Below are 18,877 nucleotides of genomic sequence, written 5' to 3' on the forward strand. Positions count from 1 at the left end.
TTGGTCCTAGGCGCCAAGGGGGCGCAATAGATCGCGGCTGATGATGTGGCGTTGGATTTCAGATGTGCCATCCCAAATCCGTTCGACCCGCGCATCTCGCCAGAACCGTTCAATGGGGAAGTCATCCATCAAGCCCATGCCGCCAAAGATTTGCAGGGTTGCATCCGTCACCCGCGCCAGCATTTCCGACGCGTAGAGCTTTGCACTGGCGATTTCGCGGTTAGCAGGCAGGCCTTGATCCAGCCGCCACGCCGCCGCCAATGTCAGGTGATCTGCCGCATCGATTTCGGTGATCATGTCGGCCAGCTGAAAGCTGATGCCCTGATACTTGCCGATCTGCTGACCAAACTGCTTGCGTTCAGCCGCGTAATTCAACGCCATGTCAAAGCAACGTCGTGCGCGGCCCACAGACATTGCAGCGACCGTGATCCGCGTGGCGTAAAGCCATTCGTTCATCACCGCAAAGCCGCCATCGACCTCGCCCAGAACCTGAGCATCCGGCAGGCGGCAGTTGTCAAATTCGAGGATCATGTTCTTGTAGCCACGGTGCGAGACCGATTTGTAGCCATCGCGAATGGTGAAACCGGGCGTGCCGCGGTCGACCAGGAATGTCGTGATGCGCTTTTTGGGGCCGCGCGGCGTGTCGTCTTCGCCGGTTGCCACAAAGACGATCAGGAAATCCGCATGATCCGCGCCAGAGATGAAATGCTTGGTTCCGTTCAGAACCCAGTCACCGCCATCGCGTTTGGCTGTGCATTTCATGCCGCGGACATCGGACCCTGCATCGGGTTCGGTCATGGCCAGTGCATCCATCTTTTCGCCGCGAATGGCGGGGAAAAGATAGCGTTCAATCTGATCGTCCTTGCAGGCCATCAAGATATTCTGCGGCCGCCCGAAAAAATGGTTCAACGCCATAGAGCCGCGGCCCAATTCGCGTTCAACCAGCGCAAATTCAAGATGCGAGAGGCCAGCCCCGCCAACGCTTTCGGGGAAATTGCAGGCATAAAACCCCAGATCCAGCGTCTTTTGCTTGATTGTCTGCGCGACGTTATGGGGGACTTCGCCAGTGCGCTCTACCTCTGCCTCGTGGGGGTATATTTCGTTTTCGACAAAGGACCGCACGGTGGAAACGATCATCCCTTGTTCTTCGGTCAATCCAAAATGCATCAGCTATGCTCCGGCTTGGGCAGGGCGGCTTGGGCCGCGATGATGGAGGCGAGCTTGTCGCTGACATGCGCCGCAGGGTCGCAGGATTTGCGGGTTTCCAGACTGACGTGCAGCAGGAACTGATTGCAGGTCGCCACCACATCACCAGCGGAGTTTTTCAATTCGTGGAACAGCCGCAGCTTCTTACCCGCACCCTCAAGAATGGTCGTGACAACGGTGACTGTGTCGCCTGCATGGCATTCATTGCGGAACTTGGTGTGGGTATCGGCGGTAAAGTAGCTGAAGCCGGATTTGATATAGGCGTCATCGGCCCCGATCATGCGCATGAGCGCGTCGGCCGCATCTGACCACAGCTGCCCATAGCGGCTTTCGTTCATGTGCCCGTTGTAATCCGTCCAATCTATTGGAATGGCGCGGGCAACAGTGATGATGGGTTTGGTGAAGTCAGGGTCGGCTTTGCCCTCAAGGCGGGTGTCATGCGCGTTCAGCAATGCGCCTGCACCCCAGTCACGGCCTTTCAGGGACCGCATCATGGATACCAGATTGTCGTCGCGAATGCGTTCAAGCTCGCGGATCGTATGGGCACCGGATTGCGCGTCCGATTGGCTGGCGATCTTCTGTACCAAATCATCGGTCAGTTCGGGCACGTCCATCAACTTGGTCCAAGGCCACTGCAAGCAGGGCCCGAACTGTTCGATAAAATGGGCCATCCCGGCCTCGCCGCCCGCCACGCGGTAGGTTTCAAACAGGCCCATCTGCCCCCAACGCAGACCAAAGCCGAACCGGATGGCGTCATCGATTTCCTCGGTCGTGGCGATGCCGTCCTTGATCAGCCAAAGCGCCTCGCGCCAGACCGCTTCGAGAAAACGATCGGCCACATGCGCGTCGATTTCCTTGCGTAGTTTCAGGGGCTTCATGCCGATTTCAGTAAGCACTTCCTGCGCGCGCGTGGTCGTGGCGTCGTCACCGACCAGTTCGATAAGCGGCAGCAAATAGACCGGGTTGAACGGGTGTGCGACGAAAATCTCGCCGGGGCGAAGCGCGCCTTGCTGCAGTTCGGACGGTTTGAAGCCCGAGGTTGAAGAGCCGATCAGCGCGTCTTTGCGGCAGTGGGACTGAATTTCGGCGAAGATCTTGTGCTTTATCTCAAGCCGTTCCGGCGCGCTTTCCTGAATCCAGTCGGCCTCTGTGACGGCGTCGGCCAATGTGGGGACGATTTTCACCTGACCTTCGGGCGGCAGTGCGACCTCGGACAAGGCGGGCAGGGACCGGCGCGCGTTCGCCATGACTTCGCTGACTTTGCGTTCGGCTTCGGGATCAGGGTCGAAAATAGCGACGTTCCAGCCTGACAACGCAAACCGCGCGGCCCAGCCGCCGCCAATGACGCCACCGCCGATGATTGCTGCTGTTTTGGTCATCGTGGCGCCTGCTTTGTCAGGCCCAGTTTTCGGCGCACGGCATCGGGGCCCATGATGGTCGCCCCCATGTTTTCGATGATCGACACGGCACGCGAAACAAGCGCCTCGTTGGTGGCAAGCTCGCCTTTGCCGAGCCACAGATTATCCTCAAGCCCGACGCGCACATGGCCCCCTGCCAAGATCGATGCGGCGACATAGGGCATCTCGTCACGGCCAATCGAAAACGCGGACCAGTTCCAGTCGTGGGGGACATTGTTGACCATCGCCATGAAGGTGTTCAGGTCATTGGGGGCCCCCATGGGATGCCCATGCAAAGCTGCACCAGCGCGGGCGAAGATAACACGCCGTCTTTAACCAGTTGTTTTGCATACCAAAGGTGGCCGGTATCAAAGGCTTCGATCTCTGGCTTCACGCCAAGCGCTTCCATCCGCGCGCCCATCGTTGTCAGCATGCCGGGCGTGTTGGTCATCACATAATCGGCTTCGGCAAAGTTCATCGTGCCGCAATCGAGGGTGCATATCTCGGGCAGGCAGTCTTCGATATGGGCCAGCCGTTCTTCGGCGCTGACCATATCGGTGGCATCGTTCAACGGCAGCGGCGCGGAGGGCGGACCAAAGACGATGTCGCCGCCCATGCCTGCGGTCAGGTTCAGGACCACGTCGACTTCGGCATCGCGGATGCGTTCGGTCACTTCGCGGTAGAGTTTCGGATCGCGTGAGGGCACGCCGCTCTCGGGGTCGCGCACGTGGCAATGCACAATCGCCGCACCCGCTTTGGCGGCGGCAATGGCTGAATTGGCGATCTGTTCAGGGCTGCGGGGAACATGAGGTGACCGATCTTGGCTGCTGCCGGATCCGGTCACGGCGCAGGTGATAAAGACCTCACGGGTCATCTGCAGGGGCATCTTGGTCTCCTTTTGGCATTGTCTGCAGACTACCCGGATTGATCGGTGGGCATGTGCAGTGCTAGACAGAAACATGCAGGAAAGGACAAAATCATCAGGCGAGACGGTTAAGATCGACATTCTACTGTTCGATGGTTTCTCGAATCATTGTTTGGCCAACACTTTGGAGCCGTTTCGCGCCGCGAACAGCATCACCGGGCAGGTGCGGTATGACTGGCGCCTGCTTTCGCTTGAGGGGGGCTTGTGCGGTCTTCAAGCGGGATGTTGGTACAGACCGAATTGGCCATGGCGACGAAGCCCCCTGCGATTACCTCATGGTGACCGCCAGCTATGGCCATCTTGCGTTGAGCAGTAGTCGGGTTCTGTCCGCGCTGCGGGGGCTTTGCGCAAATGCGAAATGTCTGGTGGGGCTCGATATGGGGGCCTGGTTGCTGGCGGCTGCAGGGCTGTTGGACGACAGGCCCGCGACCATCCATGGGCATCTTTTCGAAAGCTTTTCAGAGACATTTCCGCAGGTAGATGCCCGGCAAGAGCGGTTTGTCATTGATGGCAACCGGATCACCTGCGGCGGTGCCATGGCTTCCTTTGATCTGGTCCTGACGTTGATCGGGGCGCACTGCGGCGAGATCACACGGCTCGATGTCGCGTCGCTTTTCTTGCATCAAAGCGATCAGCCGTTTGGGCAGCCCGACAACATATCGGGGCGGTCCAAACTGGTGTCTCGGGCGCTTGTCCTTATGGATGAGACTATCGAAGCGCCGGTGCCAATTCCGACCATTGCGCGGCACTTGGGGTGTTCGCTCAAAAGCCTGCAAAGACGGTTCGCGCGCAGTTTGAATGCGACGCCGGGCCAAGTCTATCGGCACCGACGCCTGATCGCTGCGAAAAGCTTGGTCGAAGGGACCAACCTGTCAATCTCTGAGATTGCGACGCGCTGCGGTTACGAAAGCGCAAGTGCTATGACGCGCGCCTTCAAGGGCCAGTTTGGCACAACGCCCATGGATTTGAGGGCGGACTGATCGCGTTCTCGATCTCGTCTGAGAAGCTGGATCCCATCCAACCGTTGCCCTTCGCTATCCCGGCACTTGGTTCTCGAACCGCCGGAAGAACAAGGCGATGACCCCGGCGATGATCATGTAAAACACAGCCAGCAAGATCAGCGGTTCATAGACGATAAACGTGTCCGAGCGCACTCGCGAGGATACGGCATAAAGCTCGACCACCGTGATTGTCGCGACCAGAGGTGTGGCCTTGAGTTGCAGGATGGTTTCGCCACCGAGCGTTGGCAGGACGTTGCGGATCGCCTGCGGCAGCCAGATGCGGCGGAACATGGTGAAACGCGGCATGCCGAAGGCGTTTGCAGCCTCAAGCTGCCCCTTGTTCACACTGGAAAACGCGCCGCGCATAACTTCGCCTTCATAGCCCGCATAAGACAGCGTCAGCGCCAGCACCGCATAGGGCCAAGCTTGGCGCAGGTAGGGCCAGAGTTCACTGCCGCGGATCCAAGGGATCTGCGGGAAAAGCGAGCCGAGGCCGTAGTAGAGCAGCCAGATCTGCAAGAGCAGAGGCGTGCCACGGATGACGGTGCAGAATATCCGGGCAGGGGCAGACAGGTACCAAGGCCCGATGGCCTGCGCGAGCCCCAATGGAATGGCCAAGAGAAAACCCAGCACGCAGGTGACGACCAATATCCAGATCGTGCGCCAGAGCCCTTCCAACGCCAGCGGGGCATATTCCGGTATCCAATCCCACCGCAGCGCCACGGCACACCAGATGACCACAGCCAGCAAAAGCGCCAGCATGACAATGCGGTGGGGCTGCATCAGAGCGCGAAAGGGGATCATCGGCCCGCTCCTTTCAGCGACGGCTGACCGCGCCGCGCCCATTTTTCGATCCGCGCAAAGACCGCGCCCGAACATAGGGTCACAATCAAATAGAGCGCGCCCGCGGCGAGGAAGAAGGTGAAATAGGCGCGCGTGCTGGCGGCAGCCTGTCGGGTCTCCAGCGTCAATTCGCTGAAGCCGACGATGGCCAGAAGCGCGGTATCTTTGGTCGCAATTAGCCACAGGTTCGCAAGACCCGGCGTGGCAAAAGACATCATCGCGGGGATCGTCACGCGGCGCAGCAGCATCAGCGGCGGCATCCCGTAAGCGCGCGCGGCCTCAATCTGGCCCGCGGGCACGGCTTGGATCGCGCCGCGCAGCACCTCGGTGGCATAGGCGCCCTGCACCACGCCGAGCACCCAGATCCCGGCGACGACACCGCTAATCTCGACCCGGCCATAACCCATGGCGCCTGAGACTTTGTTAATGAGATCGGTGCCCACGTAATAGAGGATCAAGATCAGCACCAATTCAGGCACGGCCCGGATCACAGTCGTATAAACGGCGAGGAGGTCGCGCAGGACCACCCCGCCATAGAGCTTGCCGTAGGCCCCAAAGAGCCCGATCAGCAGACCAAACCCGAAGGCGCCAAATGCGATCTGCAGAGAGTTCGCAAGCCCGCGCAACAGGTTGCCGCCCCAGCCCGGCGGGCTGAGGGACAGTAGTTGCGCACTCTCGGCAAGCCCGAGCGTTTCGAAGATCATCTCCACGATGGGCGCTTACTCTGCGTAGATGCTGGTATCGAAATAGCGCCCGGTGATCTCTTCGTGGGTGCCATCTTCGAGTATCTGCGCGATGCCTTTGTTCAGGCTTTCCCGCAGCGCGTCATCGCCCTTGCGCACGCCAGCGCCGACACCTTGGCCCAAGATGGCCTCGTCATTCTCCACCGATCCCTTGATCTCGCAGCAGGTGCCGATGTCGGAGTTAACGAAATCCGCCATGGCGATGCTGTCCGCCTGTGTGGCATCAATCCGACCCGAGACCAGATCCTGATTGGCTTCGTCCTGCGTCTGATAGACCCGGATCTCTGCCGCATCGCCGAAATATTCATTGGCATAGGCTTGGTGGATGGTTGAGGCTTGAATGCCGATGATCTTACCGGACAGCGACTCGGCCGTAGGTTCGATGTCCATCGACTTATCCGCCACGATCACCGCGGGCGTGTTGTAGTAGGGATCAGAGAAATCGATCGTTTTTTGACGCTCTTCGGTGATCGACATGGAGGCCATGATCGCATCGACCTGCTGGCCCGTCAGCGAGGGGATGATGCCGTCCCAAGCCACGGGGGTGATCACACAGTCCAACTCGGCCGCTTTGCAGACCGCGTCGATGATCTCAACTTCCCAGCCTTCCCATTCACCGGAGGCATTGAGAGAGGCGAAGGGCGGGTAGGGTTCGGCTGCGATGCCGATTTTGACCTCTTCGGCGGCCACGGCACCGGCGCTCAGCACTGCTGTCGCGATCGCACTCGTCATGAGTTTCTTAAATGTCATTGGTAGTCTCCCTGTTTTTTTCTTGGTGGTTTAGCCGACTGTCTGCAAAAACTGCCGCAGCCGGGCGGATTGAGGGTTGCCGAAAAGCTCTTCCGGCGGGCCTTGTTCTTCGATGCGCCCCTCAAAAAGGTAGACGACATGCGTCGCCACCTCGCGCGCGAATTTCATCTCATGGGTGACAAGTAGCATGGTGCGCCCTTCGGCGGCCAAATCGCGGATAACCGTGAGCACCTCACCCACCAACTCGGGGTCAAGCGCGCTGGTGGGTTCGTCAAACAGCATCACGCTGGGTTCCACCGCAAGGGCGCGGGCAATTGCCGCGCGTTGCTGCTGGCCGCCCGATAGAAAAGCAGGGAAGGTATCAGCCTTATCGCCCAGTCCGACCCGCTCTAGCAGCACGCGTGCGCGTTTGATGGCCTCGTCCCGCGGCACTTTGAGGACATGGACCGGCACCTCGATGATGTTTTCCAGCAGGGTGCGGTGGGTCCAGAGGTTGAAAGCCTGAAACACCATGCCAAGGCGGGTTCGGATGCGCTCGATCTGGCGGCGGTCAACGGGGGAGCCGTCTTGGCGCATCTTGATCTCTTCACCGTTGACGATGATCTGACCCGCACTTGGGGTTTCGAGGAAATTGATGCAGCGCAGGCAGGTAGATTTGCCCGACCCGCTGCCGCCGATGATGGCGACAACATCGCCCTTTTGCGCGGTCAGTGAGACACCTTTGAGAACCTCCAACGCGCCAAAGGATTTGTGCAGGTCGGTAATTCTGATCGCCTCGTTCTCCGCCGCGCTATCGGCACTGGCGTCTTCGGCTGCTTGTGTGGCTCTGATCGGCTCTCTTTGCAAAGCGTCCGCGCCCCTCATTTGATGTGTCCCAAATTTCTGTCTTGTAGTAAGGCCCGTATTTCGTAATCATGCAAGTGTATAATTAGGAGGTTCGGAAATCGCCTGTGTCGGAGAGCACGCCTAAATTCAAACGTGAGCCAGCGGAGCACCGCAGGGAGGCCCTGATAAAGGCCACCCTCTCGCTGATCGCCGAAAAGGGTGTTCAGGCCGCGACGGTCCGGGCAATCGCGGCCCGTGCTGACGTGTCACAGGGTATGATCAGGCACCACTTTTCGTCGAAAGAAGACCTGATTACCGCGGCCTATGAGCATCACATGGACCGGCTCACCGACCTGACATCGGCTTTCGCGGGGGCGACTGTAGCGCGCCGGTGGCACGATTGTCGGCCTTTGTCGTCGGTAGTCTGACACCGCCGGTTGTCGACGCGGGGTCGGTCAGCCTTTGGGCGGGGTTTCTGACCAAGGTCCATGACGACGCGCAGATGCGCGAAAGTCACAAGCGGACCTATTACAATTTCCGCAACCGCCTTGAGGCGCTGATCGCAGCCGTATTGAACGAGGCGGGTCAGCCCCGCACAGCACAAGAGCTGCGCCATTTGGCCATCGCCTGCAACGCCGTGATCGATGGATTGTGGATGGAAGGCGGTGTTCTACCGAGCGCTTTCGCGCCGGATGAGCTTTCAGAAATCGGAATTCGCTCCGTCGGAGCACTCCTCGGGATAGACCTCACAAAAGCAGGGCAACAGACATGAGAACGACAGATATCACCCGACGGCTGGCAGGTCTTGGCGGCGCGAAATGGGAAGTGCATCTAAAGGCCCGCGAGCTTGCCGCACAGGGCCGTGATATTATTGAGCTGACCATCGGCGAGCCGGACGTGCCGACACCCGACGCGCTTATGGATGTGGCGGCCGATGCAATGCGCCGGGGCCGCACTGGCTATTCTGACGGTCGGGGTGAGACAGGTCTGCGCGCTGCATTGGCCGAACGATATTCGCACCGCGCGGGCCGTCGCATCACGCCGGACCAAGCCATGTGTTTTCCCGGCACGCAGACGGCGCTTTATGCCGTGCTGTTGGGCGTGGCCGAGGCGGGGCAGCAGGTTCTGGTCGGCGATCCGATGTATGCCACTTACGAAGGGGTTATCCGCTCCAGCGGTGCCGAGATGGTGCCCGTCCCGCTGCGCCCGGAAAACGGCTTTCGCCTTCATGCGGATGACCTCGCCGCAAGGATCACCCCGCAGACCACGGCAATCTTGCTGACCACGCCGCATAATCCCACCGGCGCGGTCCTGACCCGCGCGGAGATAGACGCGCTTGGTGAACTGGCCATTGCCCATGATCTGTGGATTATCTCTGATGAAGTGTACGAAGAACTGATCTTTGACCCCTCTGAATTCTGCTCGCCGCTGTGGCGTCCGCAACTGGCTGACCGCACCATCGTCGTCTCATCGATCTCAAAATCCCACGCCGCACCGGGCTTTCGCAGCGGTTGGTGTATCGGCCCCGAAGCCTTTACCGAGGCTCTCTTGCCGCTGTCGGAGACCATGCTTTTCGGCAACCAGCCCTTTATCGCTGACATGACCGAAAAAGCGGTGCGCGAGGGGTCGCCCGTGGCTGAAGGGATGAAACAACGCTTTGCCGCCCGCGCCGAGCGTTTGCACCGCCGTCTGTCGCAAGAAAGCCCGTTGAAGGTGCACCAACCGGATGCGGGCATGTTTGCAATGATCGATGTGTCCGCCACCGGTATGAGCGGCACCGACTATGCCATGCACCTGCTTGAGCAGGCTGGCGTGGCGGTCATGCCCGGTGCGTCCTTTGGGGAAACGCTCGATGCTTGGGTGCGTGTGGCGCTGACGACCGGCGACGCGGCCTTTGATGCGGCCTGTGACCGGATCATCCAGCACGCGGCGCAACTGCAACTGGAAACGGCATGACCAGCCTCGGCGAAGCGCTGGTCGCCCAGCTTTCACAGCGCGGTGTCGACTGTGTCTTTGGCATCCCCGGGGTGCACACGATCGAGCTTTACCGGGGCTTGGCGGCCTCGGGTATCCGCCATGTGACGCCTCGGCACGAACAGGGCGCGGGCTTCATGGCGGATGGCTATGCACGGGTCTCCGGCAAACCCGGTGTTGCCTTTGTCATCACGGGACCGGGGCTGACCAACACGCTGACCGCAATGGGGCAAGCGCGCGCGGATTCCGTGCCGATGCTGGTGATCTCTGGCGTCAACACGCTGCCCAGCCTTGGCAAGGGCAGGGGGCATCTGCACGAGCTACCGGATCAACGGGCGATGGCACGGACCGTCGCGCTGATCTCCGAGCGGGTTGAGACCGCCGATGAATTGGCCCCCATGCTCGACCGGGTCTTTGAGCCGTTCCAGTCCGGCCGACCGGGCCCCACACATCTTGAGATACCGCTGGACGTGGCCGGCGCGCCCTATACCGCCGAAGCGCCCTCTAGTTCCGCCACCTCTGTGACACCTCCGTCTGCCGAGCAAATCTCAAAAGCCGCTGCGATACTGGCGCAGAGCAAGGCGCCCCTGATCCTTGCCGGTGGCGGGGCTAGAAAAGCCGGGAATGCCCTGCAAATCCTCGCCGAAAAGCTAGGCGCGCCGGTGGTGCAAACGGTGAATGCCCGCGGCGTAATGTTCGAGCATCCTTTGGGCGTTCCGGCCAGCCCCAGCCTGCAAGCCGTGCGGGCACTGATCGCGCAGTCGGACGTGGTGCTGGCCTTGGGCACCGAATTGGGCCCGACCGATTATGATATGTACGCCTCCGGCACCATGCCCGAGTTCCAAAGGCTCATCCGCGTCGATATTTGCGCTGAGCAGCTTTCCCGCCATGCCGCTGAACTGTCGATCCACGGCGATGCGGCTTCCGCAATTGACGCGCTGAATACCGCGGTCGACGGGGATGCCGCGCCAGACGGGGCAGCGCGGGCGGCCAAGGCCCGCCGCGAGGCGTTTGAAGAGATCGGCCCGGAGATGCGTGCGGCTTGCGACACCCTCGCTGAACTGCGCGGAGCCGTTCCGGGGGCGATCATCGTCGGCGATTCCGCCCAACCAATCTATGCGGGCAACCTTTATTACGATCATGACCGCCCCGGCGGCTGGTTCAACGCCGCCACCGGCTTTGGCGCGCTTGGCTATGGCATCCCCGCTGCAATCGGGGCGGCGCTCGCGGCACCCGACACGCCGGTGATCTGCATCGCTGGCGATGGCGGTGCGCAGTTCAGCCTGCCGGAACTGATGTGCGCGGTGCAAGAAAACCTGCCGATTTGCTTCATCATCTGGAACAACCACGGTTATCAGGAAATCGCCACCTCCATGCAGGACGCGGGGGTGAGCGTCGTCGGATGTGACCCGGCCCCGCCGGACTTTGCCGCCGTCGCACAATCCTGCGGCTTGCCCTTCTGGCGTTGCAATACGCAAGCCGGCGCCGTTGCAGATGCGCTGCGCGCGGCCACCGCGATTGGTGGGCCGACGCTTATTGAGATTCAGGCCCAGCCATCCCCCGCGCCAGCAAACAAGAGAGTATGACATGACAGACCCCACCTATGAATTCACCCGCGCCGTCACCCGCCGCCCCGCCGCCAGCATCGTCGACGGTCTGCGCGCCGAGGACATCGGCACCCCCGATCTTGCGCAGATGGAAAAGGCCCATGCGCATTACGTTGCCACATTGAAAGAAACCGGCGCCGAGGTGATCGAACTGCCCGCGCTGGACGCCTTTCCCGATTCCGTCTTTGTCGAAGATACCGCGCTTTGTTTGCCAAAGGGCGCCGTTCTGATGCGCCCCGGCGCACCGAGCCGCATGGGAGAGGTGGCCGAAATGGCGCCGACCTTGAGTACCCTTTACAGTGACCTGCGCCAGATCGAAGGCCCCGGCCATATCGAAGGAGGCGACATTCTGGTCACCGGGCGCGAGATCTTGGTGGGCAGATCAGACCGCACCGATGCCGAAGGCGTGGCCGAGCTCACGCGGATCGTCTCGGACTGGGGCCATAGCCTCCGCGAGGTCTTTACGCCGCCCGGCGTGCTGCATTTCAAGACCGATTGCTCACTGCTCGACGGGGACACCATCCTCAGCACCAAACGGCTCGACGCTTCGGGCTGTTTCGAAGGCTACCGCGTGTTGCACACCGCCGAGGGCGAAGAGGCCGCCGCCAATAGCATCCGGTTTAACCAATATGTGCTCTGTCCTGCGGGCTTCCCCGCACCGCGGAAATGTTGACGAAAGCAGGCTTTGAAGTGGTCGAGATCAGTAATGCGGAATGCGCCAAACTGGACGGCGGCATGTCATGCCTGTCGCTAAGGTTCTGATACTGAGGGTCGCTTGGAAGGTTTGATCCCCTTGCGTCAGTGCAGCGTTCTGCGGTGACGAATACCTTCGTGTAGAGGGGCGAAGGTCAAACCGCCTCCGCCATATCTCTCAGCGATACGAGTTGATGCGGTTTGACCGTTCTGCAGTCGACAGCTTTTGACCTTGGGAGCCTGTGCGGAGTGCGCACCGCGCAGGCGCCTTGCGTCCCCATTATCCTGCGTTTCGATAAACTCAATCCGGTTTCGCCCCGGTTTATACAGTCCGGCGAACTGATACTTCCTGTCCAACAACGAAATTCGGAAAGAAGGACAATCGAAATGAAAGCCATCGGCTATAACACCACCGGCGCGGCAGAGGTTTTGGAGGCGTTGGAAATCGACCGACCCACGCCGGGGCCGGGCGATCTTTTGGTTGAGGTAAAGGGCATCTCTGTCAATCCGGTGGATGTGAAGCTGCGCGCGCTTTCCGCCCCCGATGGCGGCCCAAAGGTCTTGGGGTTCGACGCGGCGGGTGTGGTCGTCGACTTGGGCACAGAGGTTACGGATTTCGCCATCGGGGATGCGGTGTTCTATGCCGGGGATGTGACCCGTGCAGGCACCAACGCCACTTTTCACGCGGTTGATGCCCGGATCGTGGGGCGAAAGCCGGAAACGCTCGATTTCGTTGAGGCCGCCAGTCTGCCGCTGACCGCGATCACCGCATGGGAAATGTTGTTCGATGCTTTCCGGCTGACGGAAGGGGCCGGTGAGGGGCAGGCGCTTTTGGTGATTGGCGGGGCCGGGGGCGTGGGGTCGATCCTTATCCAATTGGCCAAGACGCTGACCGGATTGACCGTGATCGCCACCGCCTCGCGTCCGGAAACCCAAGACTGGGTGCGCAAGATGGGGGCGGATCATGTGGTGGATCACCGGGGTGATCTGGTGGCGCAGCTTGCCGATCTCAACCTCACCCCCAGCTATGTTGCCGCGCTGACGGCCACGGACATGCATTGGCCAGCCATTATCGAAGCCATTGCCCCGCGCGGCCAGATCGCATTGATCGACGACCCCGAGACGCTGGACATGAAAGCGGCGAAACCCAAAGCTTTGAGCGTGCATTGGGAGTTTATGTTCACAAGGTCGATGTTCCAGACCGAAGACATGACCGCGCAGCGCGACCTGTTGAACCGGGTCGCGCAGATGATCGACGCGGGCAGGTTGCAATCTACCCTGACCGAACATGCGGGCGTGATAAATGTAGAGAACCTTCGCGCCGCCCATCTGCGGCAAGAAAGCGGGCGGGTGATCGGCAAGCAGGTTTTGGGCGGTTGGTGATCGTCCGACCGACGCATCCCGCGCCATCGCAGAGACGCGCAGAGACCCCGATAAGGAGAAAGCCATGACCAAAACCATCCTCATTACCGGCGCGACTGACGGCATCGGTCTGCTGACGGCAAAGAAACTTAGCGGGCAGGGGCATACTATTCTGCTGCACGGGCGCAGCGCCGAAAAATTAAGCGCAGCGGCGGCAGAGGTGGGCGGCACCCCCAGACCTACCGTGCAGATCTGTCGCAGTTGGATGAGGTCGCGGCATTGGCAGAGGCGCTGCGCATCGATCACAGCCAGATCGACGTGGTGATCAACAATGCAGGTGTCCTGAAACTGCCCGATCCGCGCACCGAAGCGGGGCTAGACGCGCGTTTTGTGGTCAACACATTAGCGCCCTATCTGCTGGTTCAACTCTTGCTGCCGGTACTGCCCAAAGCGGGCCGGGTGGTGAACCTTTCCTCTGCTGCGCAGGCACCGGTGGATGTGGCCGCTCTTCGGGGCAACGGCACCTTGGACGATATGGCGGCCTATGCGCAGAGCAAATTGGCGATCATAATCTGGACTCAGGAAATGGCCCGCGTGCATCAGGATGGCCCGCTCTTCATCGCGGTGAATCCCGGGTCGCTGTTGGCGTCCAAAATGGTGAAGGAAGGCTTTGGCGTGGCTGGAAATGACCTCAGCATCGGTGCCGACATCCTTTGCCGTGCCGCGCTTTCGGAAGACTTCTCAAAGGCTTCGGGAAAGTATTTCGACAATGATATGGGCGGCTTTAATGAACCGCATAGCGCCGCAGCGGACGCCGACCATGTCGCGGCGGTTATGGCCGCGATCCAAGAACTCGTGAGCCAGAACCGGGCCGACTAGATTTTGCAGGGGCCGTCGGGATGGCGCCCGATTTCCGCCGATTGACCTTTCTGAAAAAACGGCTCTGCGTGGAGGCCGACAACAAAAGGCCCCGTGCAGCGATGCTGGCGGGGCCTTTCATCGTTCCGAGCAGGCTCAGCGGCGGCGGCGACCGCCGGTGCGGCCCGCGCGGCCTCGGCCTTCTTGACCGGCCTTGGGGGCGACCTTGTTGAACTCGATCCATGCGCTGCCATGCGGGTCACGGTCAAAGAGGAAGTTGGCGGCGCGGATGGCCTCCATCTCCTTGCCCGGACGGGGCTTGGTCGATCCCAGATTGAAGAGCGTCACGAAGGTCTCGTCATCCATCTCTTCGGGCAGGATGATCCCCGCGGCCGCCATCACGGCGCGCTTTTCGGCGATCTTGACGGCGTTGAGCGGCACGGCCACCGGGTTCATGATGGCGCTCGTCATGCCGGCACCCATCGCCATCGGCAGGAAAGCATTGTTGATCCCGTGACGGTTGGGCAGTCCGAAAGAGATGTTCGACGCACCGCAGGTGGTGTTCACGCCCAATTCCTCACGCAGGCGGCGCACAAGGGTAAAGACCTGATGGCCCGCTGTTGCCATGGCGCCAATCGGCATGACCAGCGGGTCGACCACGATATCATGCGCCGGGATGCCGAAATCTGCAGCGCGTTCGACGATCTTTTTCGCCACGGCAAAGCGCACGTCCGGGTCTTCGGAGATGCCGGTGTCATCGTTAGAGATCGCCACCACTGGCACATTGTATTTCTTAACCAACGGCAGCACGAGTTCGAGCCGTTCCTCCTCGCCGGTGACGGAGTTCAAGAGCGGGCGACCTTCGCAGGTTTCTAGCCCCGCCTCCAGCGCGCCAGGCACAGAGCTGTCGATACAGATCGGCGCGTCGACGGCGTTTTGCACCACTCTGATCAGTTCCGGCATCAGCATCGGCTCGACGAAGTTGTTGTCGGCATAGCGGGGGTCTTCGGCCATTTTATTGGAGAAAACCGCGCCCGAGTTCACATCCAGGACCGTAGCTCCGGCGGCGACCTGTGCGATGGCGTCGGCCTCGACGCGGGAAAAATCGCCTTGCTCAAGCTCTTGGCTGAGGATCTTGCGGCCCGTGGGGTTGATCCGCTCTCCGATCACGCAAAACGGCTCGTCAAAGCCGATGACTGCGGTCTTAGTCTTGGATTCGATGACGGTTCTGGTCATGTAACTTCCTTTAGGCTGCGTCGGCGGGTACGCCAGAGGCGCCGCCGTTTTCTTGGACCCATGTGGCACTGGTCTTGATCCCGCCAAGCGGGAAAAGATGCACATGAGTGACGTTGAAGTCCGGATGCGCTGTTTTGTAAGCGGCCAATTCGCTGATCACATCTGTCGGCTCATATGGCAACAGCAGCTTGGTGACATCCATCGCGCGCTTTTGAAGCACCTTCAGTGATGGTCCGACACCACAGGCGATGGCGAATTTAATCAAGGTTTGCAGCTTGGCAGGGCCTGCGATTCCGATGTGGATGGGCAGGGTGATGCCCGCCGCTTTAAGGCTGTCGGCCCATTCGATGATCGGCTGCGCTTCAAAGGCGAATTGTGTGGCAATGGCCATTTCGGCATCCGTGCGAGACTGAAAGTCGTTCTTCCATTTCATCGCCGCATCTACATTCAGTCGGCCACCGTCGGCGTCAATGTCGCGGTTGCCTTCTGGGTGGCCCGCCACATGCAACCGGGTGAAACCGGCCTCATCAAACAAGCCCGTCTCCATCAGTTGCATGGAGTCGCTGAATTCCCCTACGGGAGTGGTAACACCGCCCGCCAAAAGCAGCGCTTGGCGCACGTTTGCTTCCCCTTGATAGCGGGCGATCCAATCGGCCAGTGTGGCGCGGTCCTTGATGATGCGCGCCGGAAAATGCGGCATGACCTTGAAGCCATCGGCGTTCAGCCGTGCGGCGGTGGCGACCATATCCTCGATCGGCGTGCCATCAATGTGAGCGATATAGACACGGGTGCCTTCCGGCAGCAGGGCGCGGAAATCTTCGACCTTCTCGGCGGTGCGGGGCATCACCTCAATCGAATAATCTTTCAACACCGCCTCGACTTCGGCCACCGGCGCCTGCGGGGCCGGTGTTTCCTTTTGCGGAAGTTCAAAAGTGCCATGAGCGTGTCCTTGATCATAGGGCTGGCAGGCTATGCCCAGCCGTCGTTGTCAATCAGTTGCTTAATCCGGTCGCGGTCGTATTCCGCGTCGATCCGGGCGGCTTCGGCGTCGGCGATGGCATCGGGATCGCCTTCAACCTCAAAGGGGTCCGCCTTGCGCCATTCCGCCAGATAAGCGTCGGAATCTCCGGCGCCGATCTTCATCGCCGCGCGGTCGATCGCCTGTTCAAAGCGTTCGGGCAGGGGGCGTTTCGACCCACGGCGGCCCTTGCCGACGATCACCTGAGCGGGGATATCGCGCCAGTAAACGATGGTGACTGCGGGCATGGGACGATTCCTCCGGTTTAAACCTGTCTAACGAGCGTCGCGGTCAGGACAGGGCCGTTTTTCGACGAAACACGACCCATCCGCGACTTGGGGCTCGTGATAGCGCATCGGGCGGGCCATCACGAGGGCCCTGCGCCCCCATTATTCTCAAGATGATTGTGAGGTGGTCCTGAGATGCCGAAAGGTGGGGGCATGGCGCAGGACGCCGCGGAAATTGGCCCAAGGCACTGCGACCACTTGCACCGGCCCGGCGCAGGGAATACCTTGGGGGCAACTCGATATGAAAGGCGCGTAACCATGGCGCCACAGCGTCCCAAAGGTGCGGGTGCGCTCGACAAAGACATCCCGGCTCTGAGCCCCGCGCCAGTTCCGCCCAGATCTAATGAGCTATATGCGGCCCTAGATCTGGGTACAAATAGCTGCCGCATGTTGATCGCCCAGCCTCGTGGCAGCGGTTTCCATGTGGTGGACAGTTTCTCAAAATCGGTACAATTGGGTGCCGGTTTGGAAAAAACCGGGCGTTTGTCGCGCGGATCGATGGCGCGCACCATCCAAGCATTGCGTATTTGTCAGCAGAAATTGCGACGCAACAAGGTGCAAAACATGCGGCTTGTGGCGACCGAAGCCTGTCGCCGCGCACAGAATGGCGCAGAGTTCATGCGCCGTATCCAGCGCGAGACGGGTCTCAAGCTCGATATCATCCGCCCCGAGGAAGAAGCCCAACTTGCCGTGATCTCTTGCGCGCCGCTGGTCAGCCGCAAGACGGAGAACCTGCTGGTGGTCGATATCGGCGGCGGCTCGACCGAGCTGGTCTGGATCGACATCTCCAAAGTCCCTCGGGCGGATCGCGCCCGGTCGATCATGCGGCTTCAGGGCGGCTTCTATCAGGCGAAATCTGATGTGCCTGCCGCGCGGGTGGTGGATTGGATCAGCGTGCCTCTGGGCGTGGCGACGCTGCGCGACCAATTCTCTGACGTCGAAGACGACGCCGCGCGTTTCGCCCTGATGAGTTGGTTTTTCGAAGAAAACCTCACCGATTTCACGCCCTATCAGACGATCCAGTCGCAAAAGCGGTTTCAGATCGTCGGCACCTCGGGCACCGTGACCACCGTGGCGGCAAGCCACTTGAACCTGAAACGCTATGACCGGACCAAGGTCGATGGCCTCAGCATGACCAGCGCGCAGATCGACAAGGTGATCCACTCTTATATCGCCATGGGGCCGGGCGGGCGGCGCGCCGATCCGCGGATCGGGCAAGATCGCGCCGCCCTGATCATGTCGGGCGCCGCGATCCTGCAAGCCTTGATGCGCTGCTGGCCGACCGACAGGCTGTCAGTTGCGGATCGCGGTCTGCGCGAAGGCCTGCTATATGCACAGATGAGCGCCGATGGCGTATTAGAAGAAGGGGTCTTTTGATGGCCAAGACACCGGACGGAAAGAACACCTCGGGGCGCGGTCAGCGTGACCTCAAGGTCAAGGTGAAATCCGCACGCGGGCGCAAGCTCAGTTCCACCCGCTGGTTGCAGCGGCAGTTGAACGATCCATATGTCAAACGCGCGCAGGCCGAAGGCTATCGCGGGCGGGCGGCATATAAGATTATGGAACTAGACGATAAATATCGTTTCCTTGTCCCCGGTGCACGGGTGGTGGACCTTGGCGCCGCGCCGGGCGGTTGGTGTCAGGTCGCGGTCAAACGCTGCAATGTGCTGGGCGAGAAGAAGGGCAAGACGCAGGGCACCATTCTGGGCGTCGACCTGCAAGAGATGGAGCCGATCGCGGGGTGCGAGCTGCACCAGCTCGACTTTATGGAAGACGACGCTGACCTCAAGGTAAAGGAATGGCTGGGCGGCAAGGCGGATGTGGTCATGTCCGACATGGCGGCGGCCTCTTCGGGGCACAAGCAGACCGACCACCTGCGCATTATTTCACTCTGCGAGGCGGCGGCCTATTTCGCTTTCGACGTCTTGGAAGAGGGCGGCACATTCGTGGCCAAGGTGCTGGCGGGGGCGCCGAGGGCGAGTTGCAAAAACTGCTCAAGCGCCGTTTCACCAAGGTTGCCAATATCAAACCACCCGCAAGCCGACCGGATTCATCGGAGAAATTCGTTGTGGCAACGGGGTTTAAGGGCGAAGAGGTCTAAGCGGTGATCGCCGTTCATGAGGCGTAAACCAATCGAACGCTAGGGTGTAGC

The 18,877-nt window shown here is 60.6% G+C and carries 15 protein-coding genes and 5 pseudogenes; 10 read left to right on the forward strand and 10 right to left on the reverse strand.

The features are described from left to right. Window positions 1-6 precede the first annotated feature (6 nt). The 3 genes and pseudogenes from ACFQAU_RS15395 to ACFQAU_RS15405 form a co-directional block, all read right to left on the reverse strand. Window positions 7-1,167 (reverse strand): acyl-CoA dehydrogenase family protein, encoded by a 1,161-nt coding sequence (locus ACFQAU_RS15395; protein ID WP_132443353.1) that lies wholly within the window; start codon window positions 1,165-1,167, stop codon window positions 7-9. Then, window positions 1,167-2,585 carry a carnitine 3-dehydrogenase gene (locus ACFQAU_RS15400; RefSeq protein WP_132443354.1) on the reverse strand — a complete coding sequence of 473 codons (1,419 nt, stop codon included), beginning with the start codon at window positions 2,583-2,585 and terminating at the stop codon, window positions 1,167-1,169. Before ACFQAU_RS15400 ends, ACFQAU_RS15395 begins: the two co-directional genes overlap by 1 nt. Further along, window positions 2,582-3,489: pseudogene (locus ACFQAU_RS15405) on the reverse strand (beta-keto acid cleavage family enzyme). Before ACFQAU_RS15405 ends, ACFQAU_RS15400 begins: the two are co-directional and overlap by 4 nt. A 416-nt stretch (window positions 3,490-3,905) precedes the next feature. On the opposite strand from ACFQAU_RS15405, the gene ACFQAU_RS15410 reads away from it, so the two are divergent. After that, window positions 3,906-4,508, forward strand: a complete 603-nt coding sequence (locus ACFQAU_RS15410) for a GlxA family transcriptional regulator (RefSeq protein WP_386283277.1) — start codon at window positions 3,906-3,908, stop codon at window positions 4,506-4,508. A gap of 54 nt (window positions 4,509-4,562) precedes the next feature. Here the strand turns inward: ACFQAU_RS15410 and ACFQAU_RS15415 are convergent, their stop codons facing one another. The 4 genes from ACFQAU_RS15415 to ACFQAU_RS15430 are packed head-to-tail and all read right to left on the reverse strand — an operon-like array spanning window position 4,563 to window position 7,729. Next, window positions 4,563-5,333, reverse strand: coding sequence for an ABC transporter permease (locus ACFQAU_RS15415; protein WP_132443357.1), 771 nt, complete (start codon window positions 5,331-5,333; stop codon window positions 4,563-4,565). After that, a complete protein-coding gene (locus ACFQAU_RS15420) occupies window positions 5,330-6,076 on the reverse strand; it encodes an ABC transporter permease (RefSeq protein WP_386283966.1) in 747 nt (248 codons plus the stop codon). The genes ACFQAU_RS15415 and ACFQAU_RS15420 overlap by 4 nt, the downstream gene beginning before the upstream one ends. A 15-nt stretch (window positions 6,077-6,091) precedes the next feature. Beyond that, complete coding sequence (locus tag ACFQAU_RS15425) at window positions 6,092-6,865, reverse strand: transporter substrate-binding domain-containing protein (RefSeq protein WP_067626317.1); 774 nt, start codon at window positions 6,863-6,865, stop codon at window positions 6,092-6,094. Between the two features lie 30 nt (window positions 6,866-6,895). Beyond that, on the reverse strand, window positions 6,896-7,729 hold the full coding sequence (locus ACFQAU_RS15430; protein WP_132443358.1) for an ABC transporter ATP-binding protein: 834 nt from the start codon (window positions 7,727-7,729) through the stop codon (window positions 6,896-6,898). 86 nt (window positions 7,730-7,815) lie between these two features. Between ACFQAU_RS15430 and ACFQAU_RS15435 the strand changes: the two genes are divergently transcribed. The 7 genes and pseudogenes from ACFQAU_RS15435 to ACFQAU_RS15465 all read left to right on the forward strand — a co-directional run bounded on the left by ACFQAU_RS15435 (window position 7,816) and on the right by ACFQAU_RS15465 (window position 14,205). Then, complete coding sequence (locus ACFQAU_RS15435; RefSeq protein WP_386283282.1) at window positions 7,816-8,118, forward strand: TetR/AcrR family transcriptional regulator; 303 nt, start codon at window positions 7,816-7,818, stop codon at window positions 8,116-8,118. Continuing rightward, the gene (locus ACFQAU_RS15440) at window positions 8,082-8,462 is read left to right on the forward strand and encodes a TetR family transcriptional regulator C-terminal domain-containing protein (protein ID WP_386283285.1); all 381 of its coding nucleotides are present in this window, start codon (window positions 8,082-8,084) and stop codon (window positions 8,460-8,462) included. Before ACFQAU_RS15435 ends, ACFQAU_RS15440 begins: the two co-directional genes overlap by 37 nt. Further along, window positions 8,459-9,646 carry a pyridoxal phosphate-dependent aminotransferase gene (locus tag ACFQAU_RS15445; RefSeq protein WP_120351120.1) on the forward strand — a complete coding sequence of 396 codons (1,188 nt, stop codon included), beginning with the start codon at window positions 8,459-8,461 and terminating at the stop codon, window positions 9,644-9,646. Before ACFQAU_RS15440 ends, ACFQAU_RS15445 begins: the two co-directional genes overlap by 4 nt. Further along, window positions 9,643-11,250, forward strand: a complete 1,608-nt coding sequence (locus ACFQAU_RS15450) for a 5-guanidino-2-oxopentanoate decarboxylase (RefSeq protein ID WP_386283290.1) — start codon at window positions 9,643-9,645, stop codon at window positions 11,248-11,250. The genes ACFQAU_RS15445 and ACFQAU_RS15450 overlap by 4 nt, the downstream gene beginning before the upstream one ends. 1 nt (window position 11,251) lies before the next feature. Continuing rightward, window positions 11,252-12,033, forward strand: a pseudogene (locus ACFQAU_RS15455) (dimethylarginine dimethylaminohydrolase family protein). Between the two features lie 318 nt (window positions 12,034-12,351). Next, a complete protein-coding gene (locus tag ACFQAU_RS15460) occupies window positions 12,352-13,347 on the forward strand; it encodes a zinc-binding alcohol dehydrogenase family protein (RefSeq protein ID WP_132443362.1) in 996 nt (331 codons plus the stop codon). A 64-nt stretch (window positions 13,348-13,411) separates the two neighbouring features. After that, window positions 13,412-14,205: pseudogene (locus ACFQAU_RS15465) on the forward strand (SDR family NAD(P)-dependent oxidoreductase). Window positions 14,206-14,340: 135 nt separating this feature from the next. On the opposite strand, the gene ACFQAU_RS15470 reads toward ACFQAU_RS15465, so the two are convergent. The 3 genes and pseudogenes from ACFQAU_RS15470 to ACFQAU_RS15480 form a co-directional block, all read right to left on the reverse strand. After that, on the reverse strand, window positions 14,341-15,420 hold the full coding sequence (locus ACFQAU_RS15470) for a methyltetrahydrofolate cobalamin methyltransferase (protein WP_132443364.1): 1,080 nt from the start codon (window positions 15,418-15,420) through the stop codon (window positions 14,341-14,343). Window positions 15,421-15,430: 10 nt separating this feature from the next. Next, window positions 15,431-16,359, reverse strand: a pseudogene (locus tag ACFQAU_RS15475) (methylenetetrahydrofolate reductase). A 30-nt stretch (window positions 16,360-16,389) separates the two neighbouring features. Beyond that, the gene (locus ACFQAU_RS15480) at window positions 16,390-16,686 is read right to left on the reverse strand and encodes a virulence factor (protein WP_067625152.1); all 297 of its coding nucleotides are present in this window, start codon (window positions 16,684-16,686) and stop codon (window positions 16,390-16,392) included. A gap of 297 nt (window positions 16,687-16,983) precedes the next feature. Here ACFQAU_RS15480 and ACFQAU_RS15485 point away from each other — a divergent pair, with 297 nt between their 5' ends. Next, window positions 16,984-18,102, forward strand: a complete 1,119-nt coding sequence (locus tag ACFQAU_RS15485) for a Ppx/GppA phosphatase family protein (RefSeq protein WP_067266266.1) — start codon at window positions 16,984-16,986, stop codon at window positions 18,100-18,102. Continuing rightward, window positions 18,102-18,826 (forward strand): annotated as a pseudogene (locus ACFQAU_RS15490) (RlmE family RNA methyltransferase). The gene ACFQAU_RS15485 and the pseudogene ACFQAU_RS15490 overlap by 1 nt, the downstream one beginning before the upstream one ends. Window positions 18,827-18,877 lie beyond the last annotated feature (51 nt).

The organism is Sulfitobacter profundi (assembly GCF_042661425.1).
Taxonomy (GTDB): Bacteria; Pseudomonadota; Alphaproteobacteria; order Rhodobacterales; family Rhodobacteraceae; genus Sulfitobacter; species Sulfitobacter profundi.

Bases quoted from the DNA above. Each gene is read 5' to 3' on its own strand.
- ACFQAU_RS15485 (WP_067266266.1), top strand. From the start codon at position 16,984: ATGGCGCCACAGCGTCCCAAAGGTGCGGGTGCGCTCGACAAAGACATC.
- ACFQAU_RS15445 (WP_120351120.1), top strand. From the start codon at position 8,459: ATGAGAACGACAGATATCACCCGACGGCTGGCAGGTCTTGGCGGCGCG.
- ACFQAU_RS15450 (WP_386283290.1), top strand. From the start codon at position 9,643: ATGACCAGCCTCGGCGAAGCGCTGGTCGCCCAGCTTTCACAGCGCGGT.
- ACFQAU_RS15395 (WP_132443353.1), bottom strand. From the start codon at position 1,167: ATGCATTTTGGATTGACCGAAGAACAAGGGATGATCGTTTCCACCGTG.
- ACFQAU_RS15410 (WP_386283277.1), top strand. From the start codon at position 3,906: ATGGGGGCCTGGTTGCTGGCGGCTGCAGGGCTGTTGGACGACAGGCCC.
- ACFQAU_RS15400 (WP_132443354.1), bottom strand. From the start codon at position 2,585: ATGACCAAAACAGCAGCAATCATCGGCGGTGGCGTCATTGGCGGCGGC.
- ACFQAU_RS15420 (WP_386283966.1), bottom strand. From the start codon at position 6,076: ATGATCTTCGAAACGCTCGGGCTTGCCGAGAGTGCGCAACTACTGTCC.
- ACFQAU_RS15460 (WP_132443362.1), top strand. From the start codon at position 12,352: ATGAAAGCCATCGGCTATAACACCACCGGCGCGGCAGAGGTTTTGGAG.
- ACFQAU_RS15430 (WP_132443358.1), bottom strand. From the start codon at position 7,729: ATGAGGGGCGCGGACGCTTTGCAAAGAGAGCCGATCAGAGCCACACAA.
- ACFQAU_RS15415 (WP_132443357.1), bottom strand. From the start codon at position 5,333: ATGATCCCCTTTCGCGCTCTGATGCAGCCCCACCGCATTGTCATGCTG.
- ACFQAU_RS15470 (WP_132443364.1), bottom strand. From the start codon at position 15,420: ATGACCAGAACCGTCATCGAATCCAAGACTAAGACCGCAGTCATCGGC.
- ACFQAU_RS15425 (WP_067626317.1), bottom strand. From the start codon at position 6,865: ATGACATTTAAGAAACTCATGACGAGTGCGATCGCGACAGCAGTGCTG.
- ACFQAU_RS15480 (WP_067625152.1), bottom strand. From the start codon at position 16,686: ATGCCCGCAGTCACCATCGTTTACTGGCGCGATATCCCCGCTCAGGTG.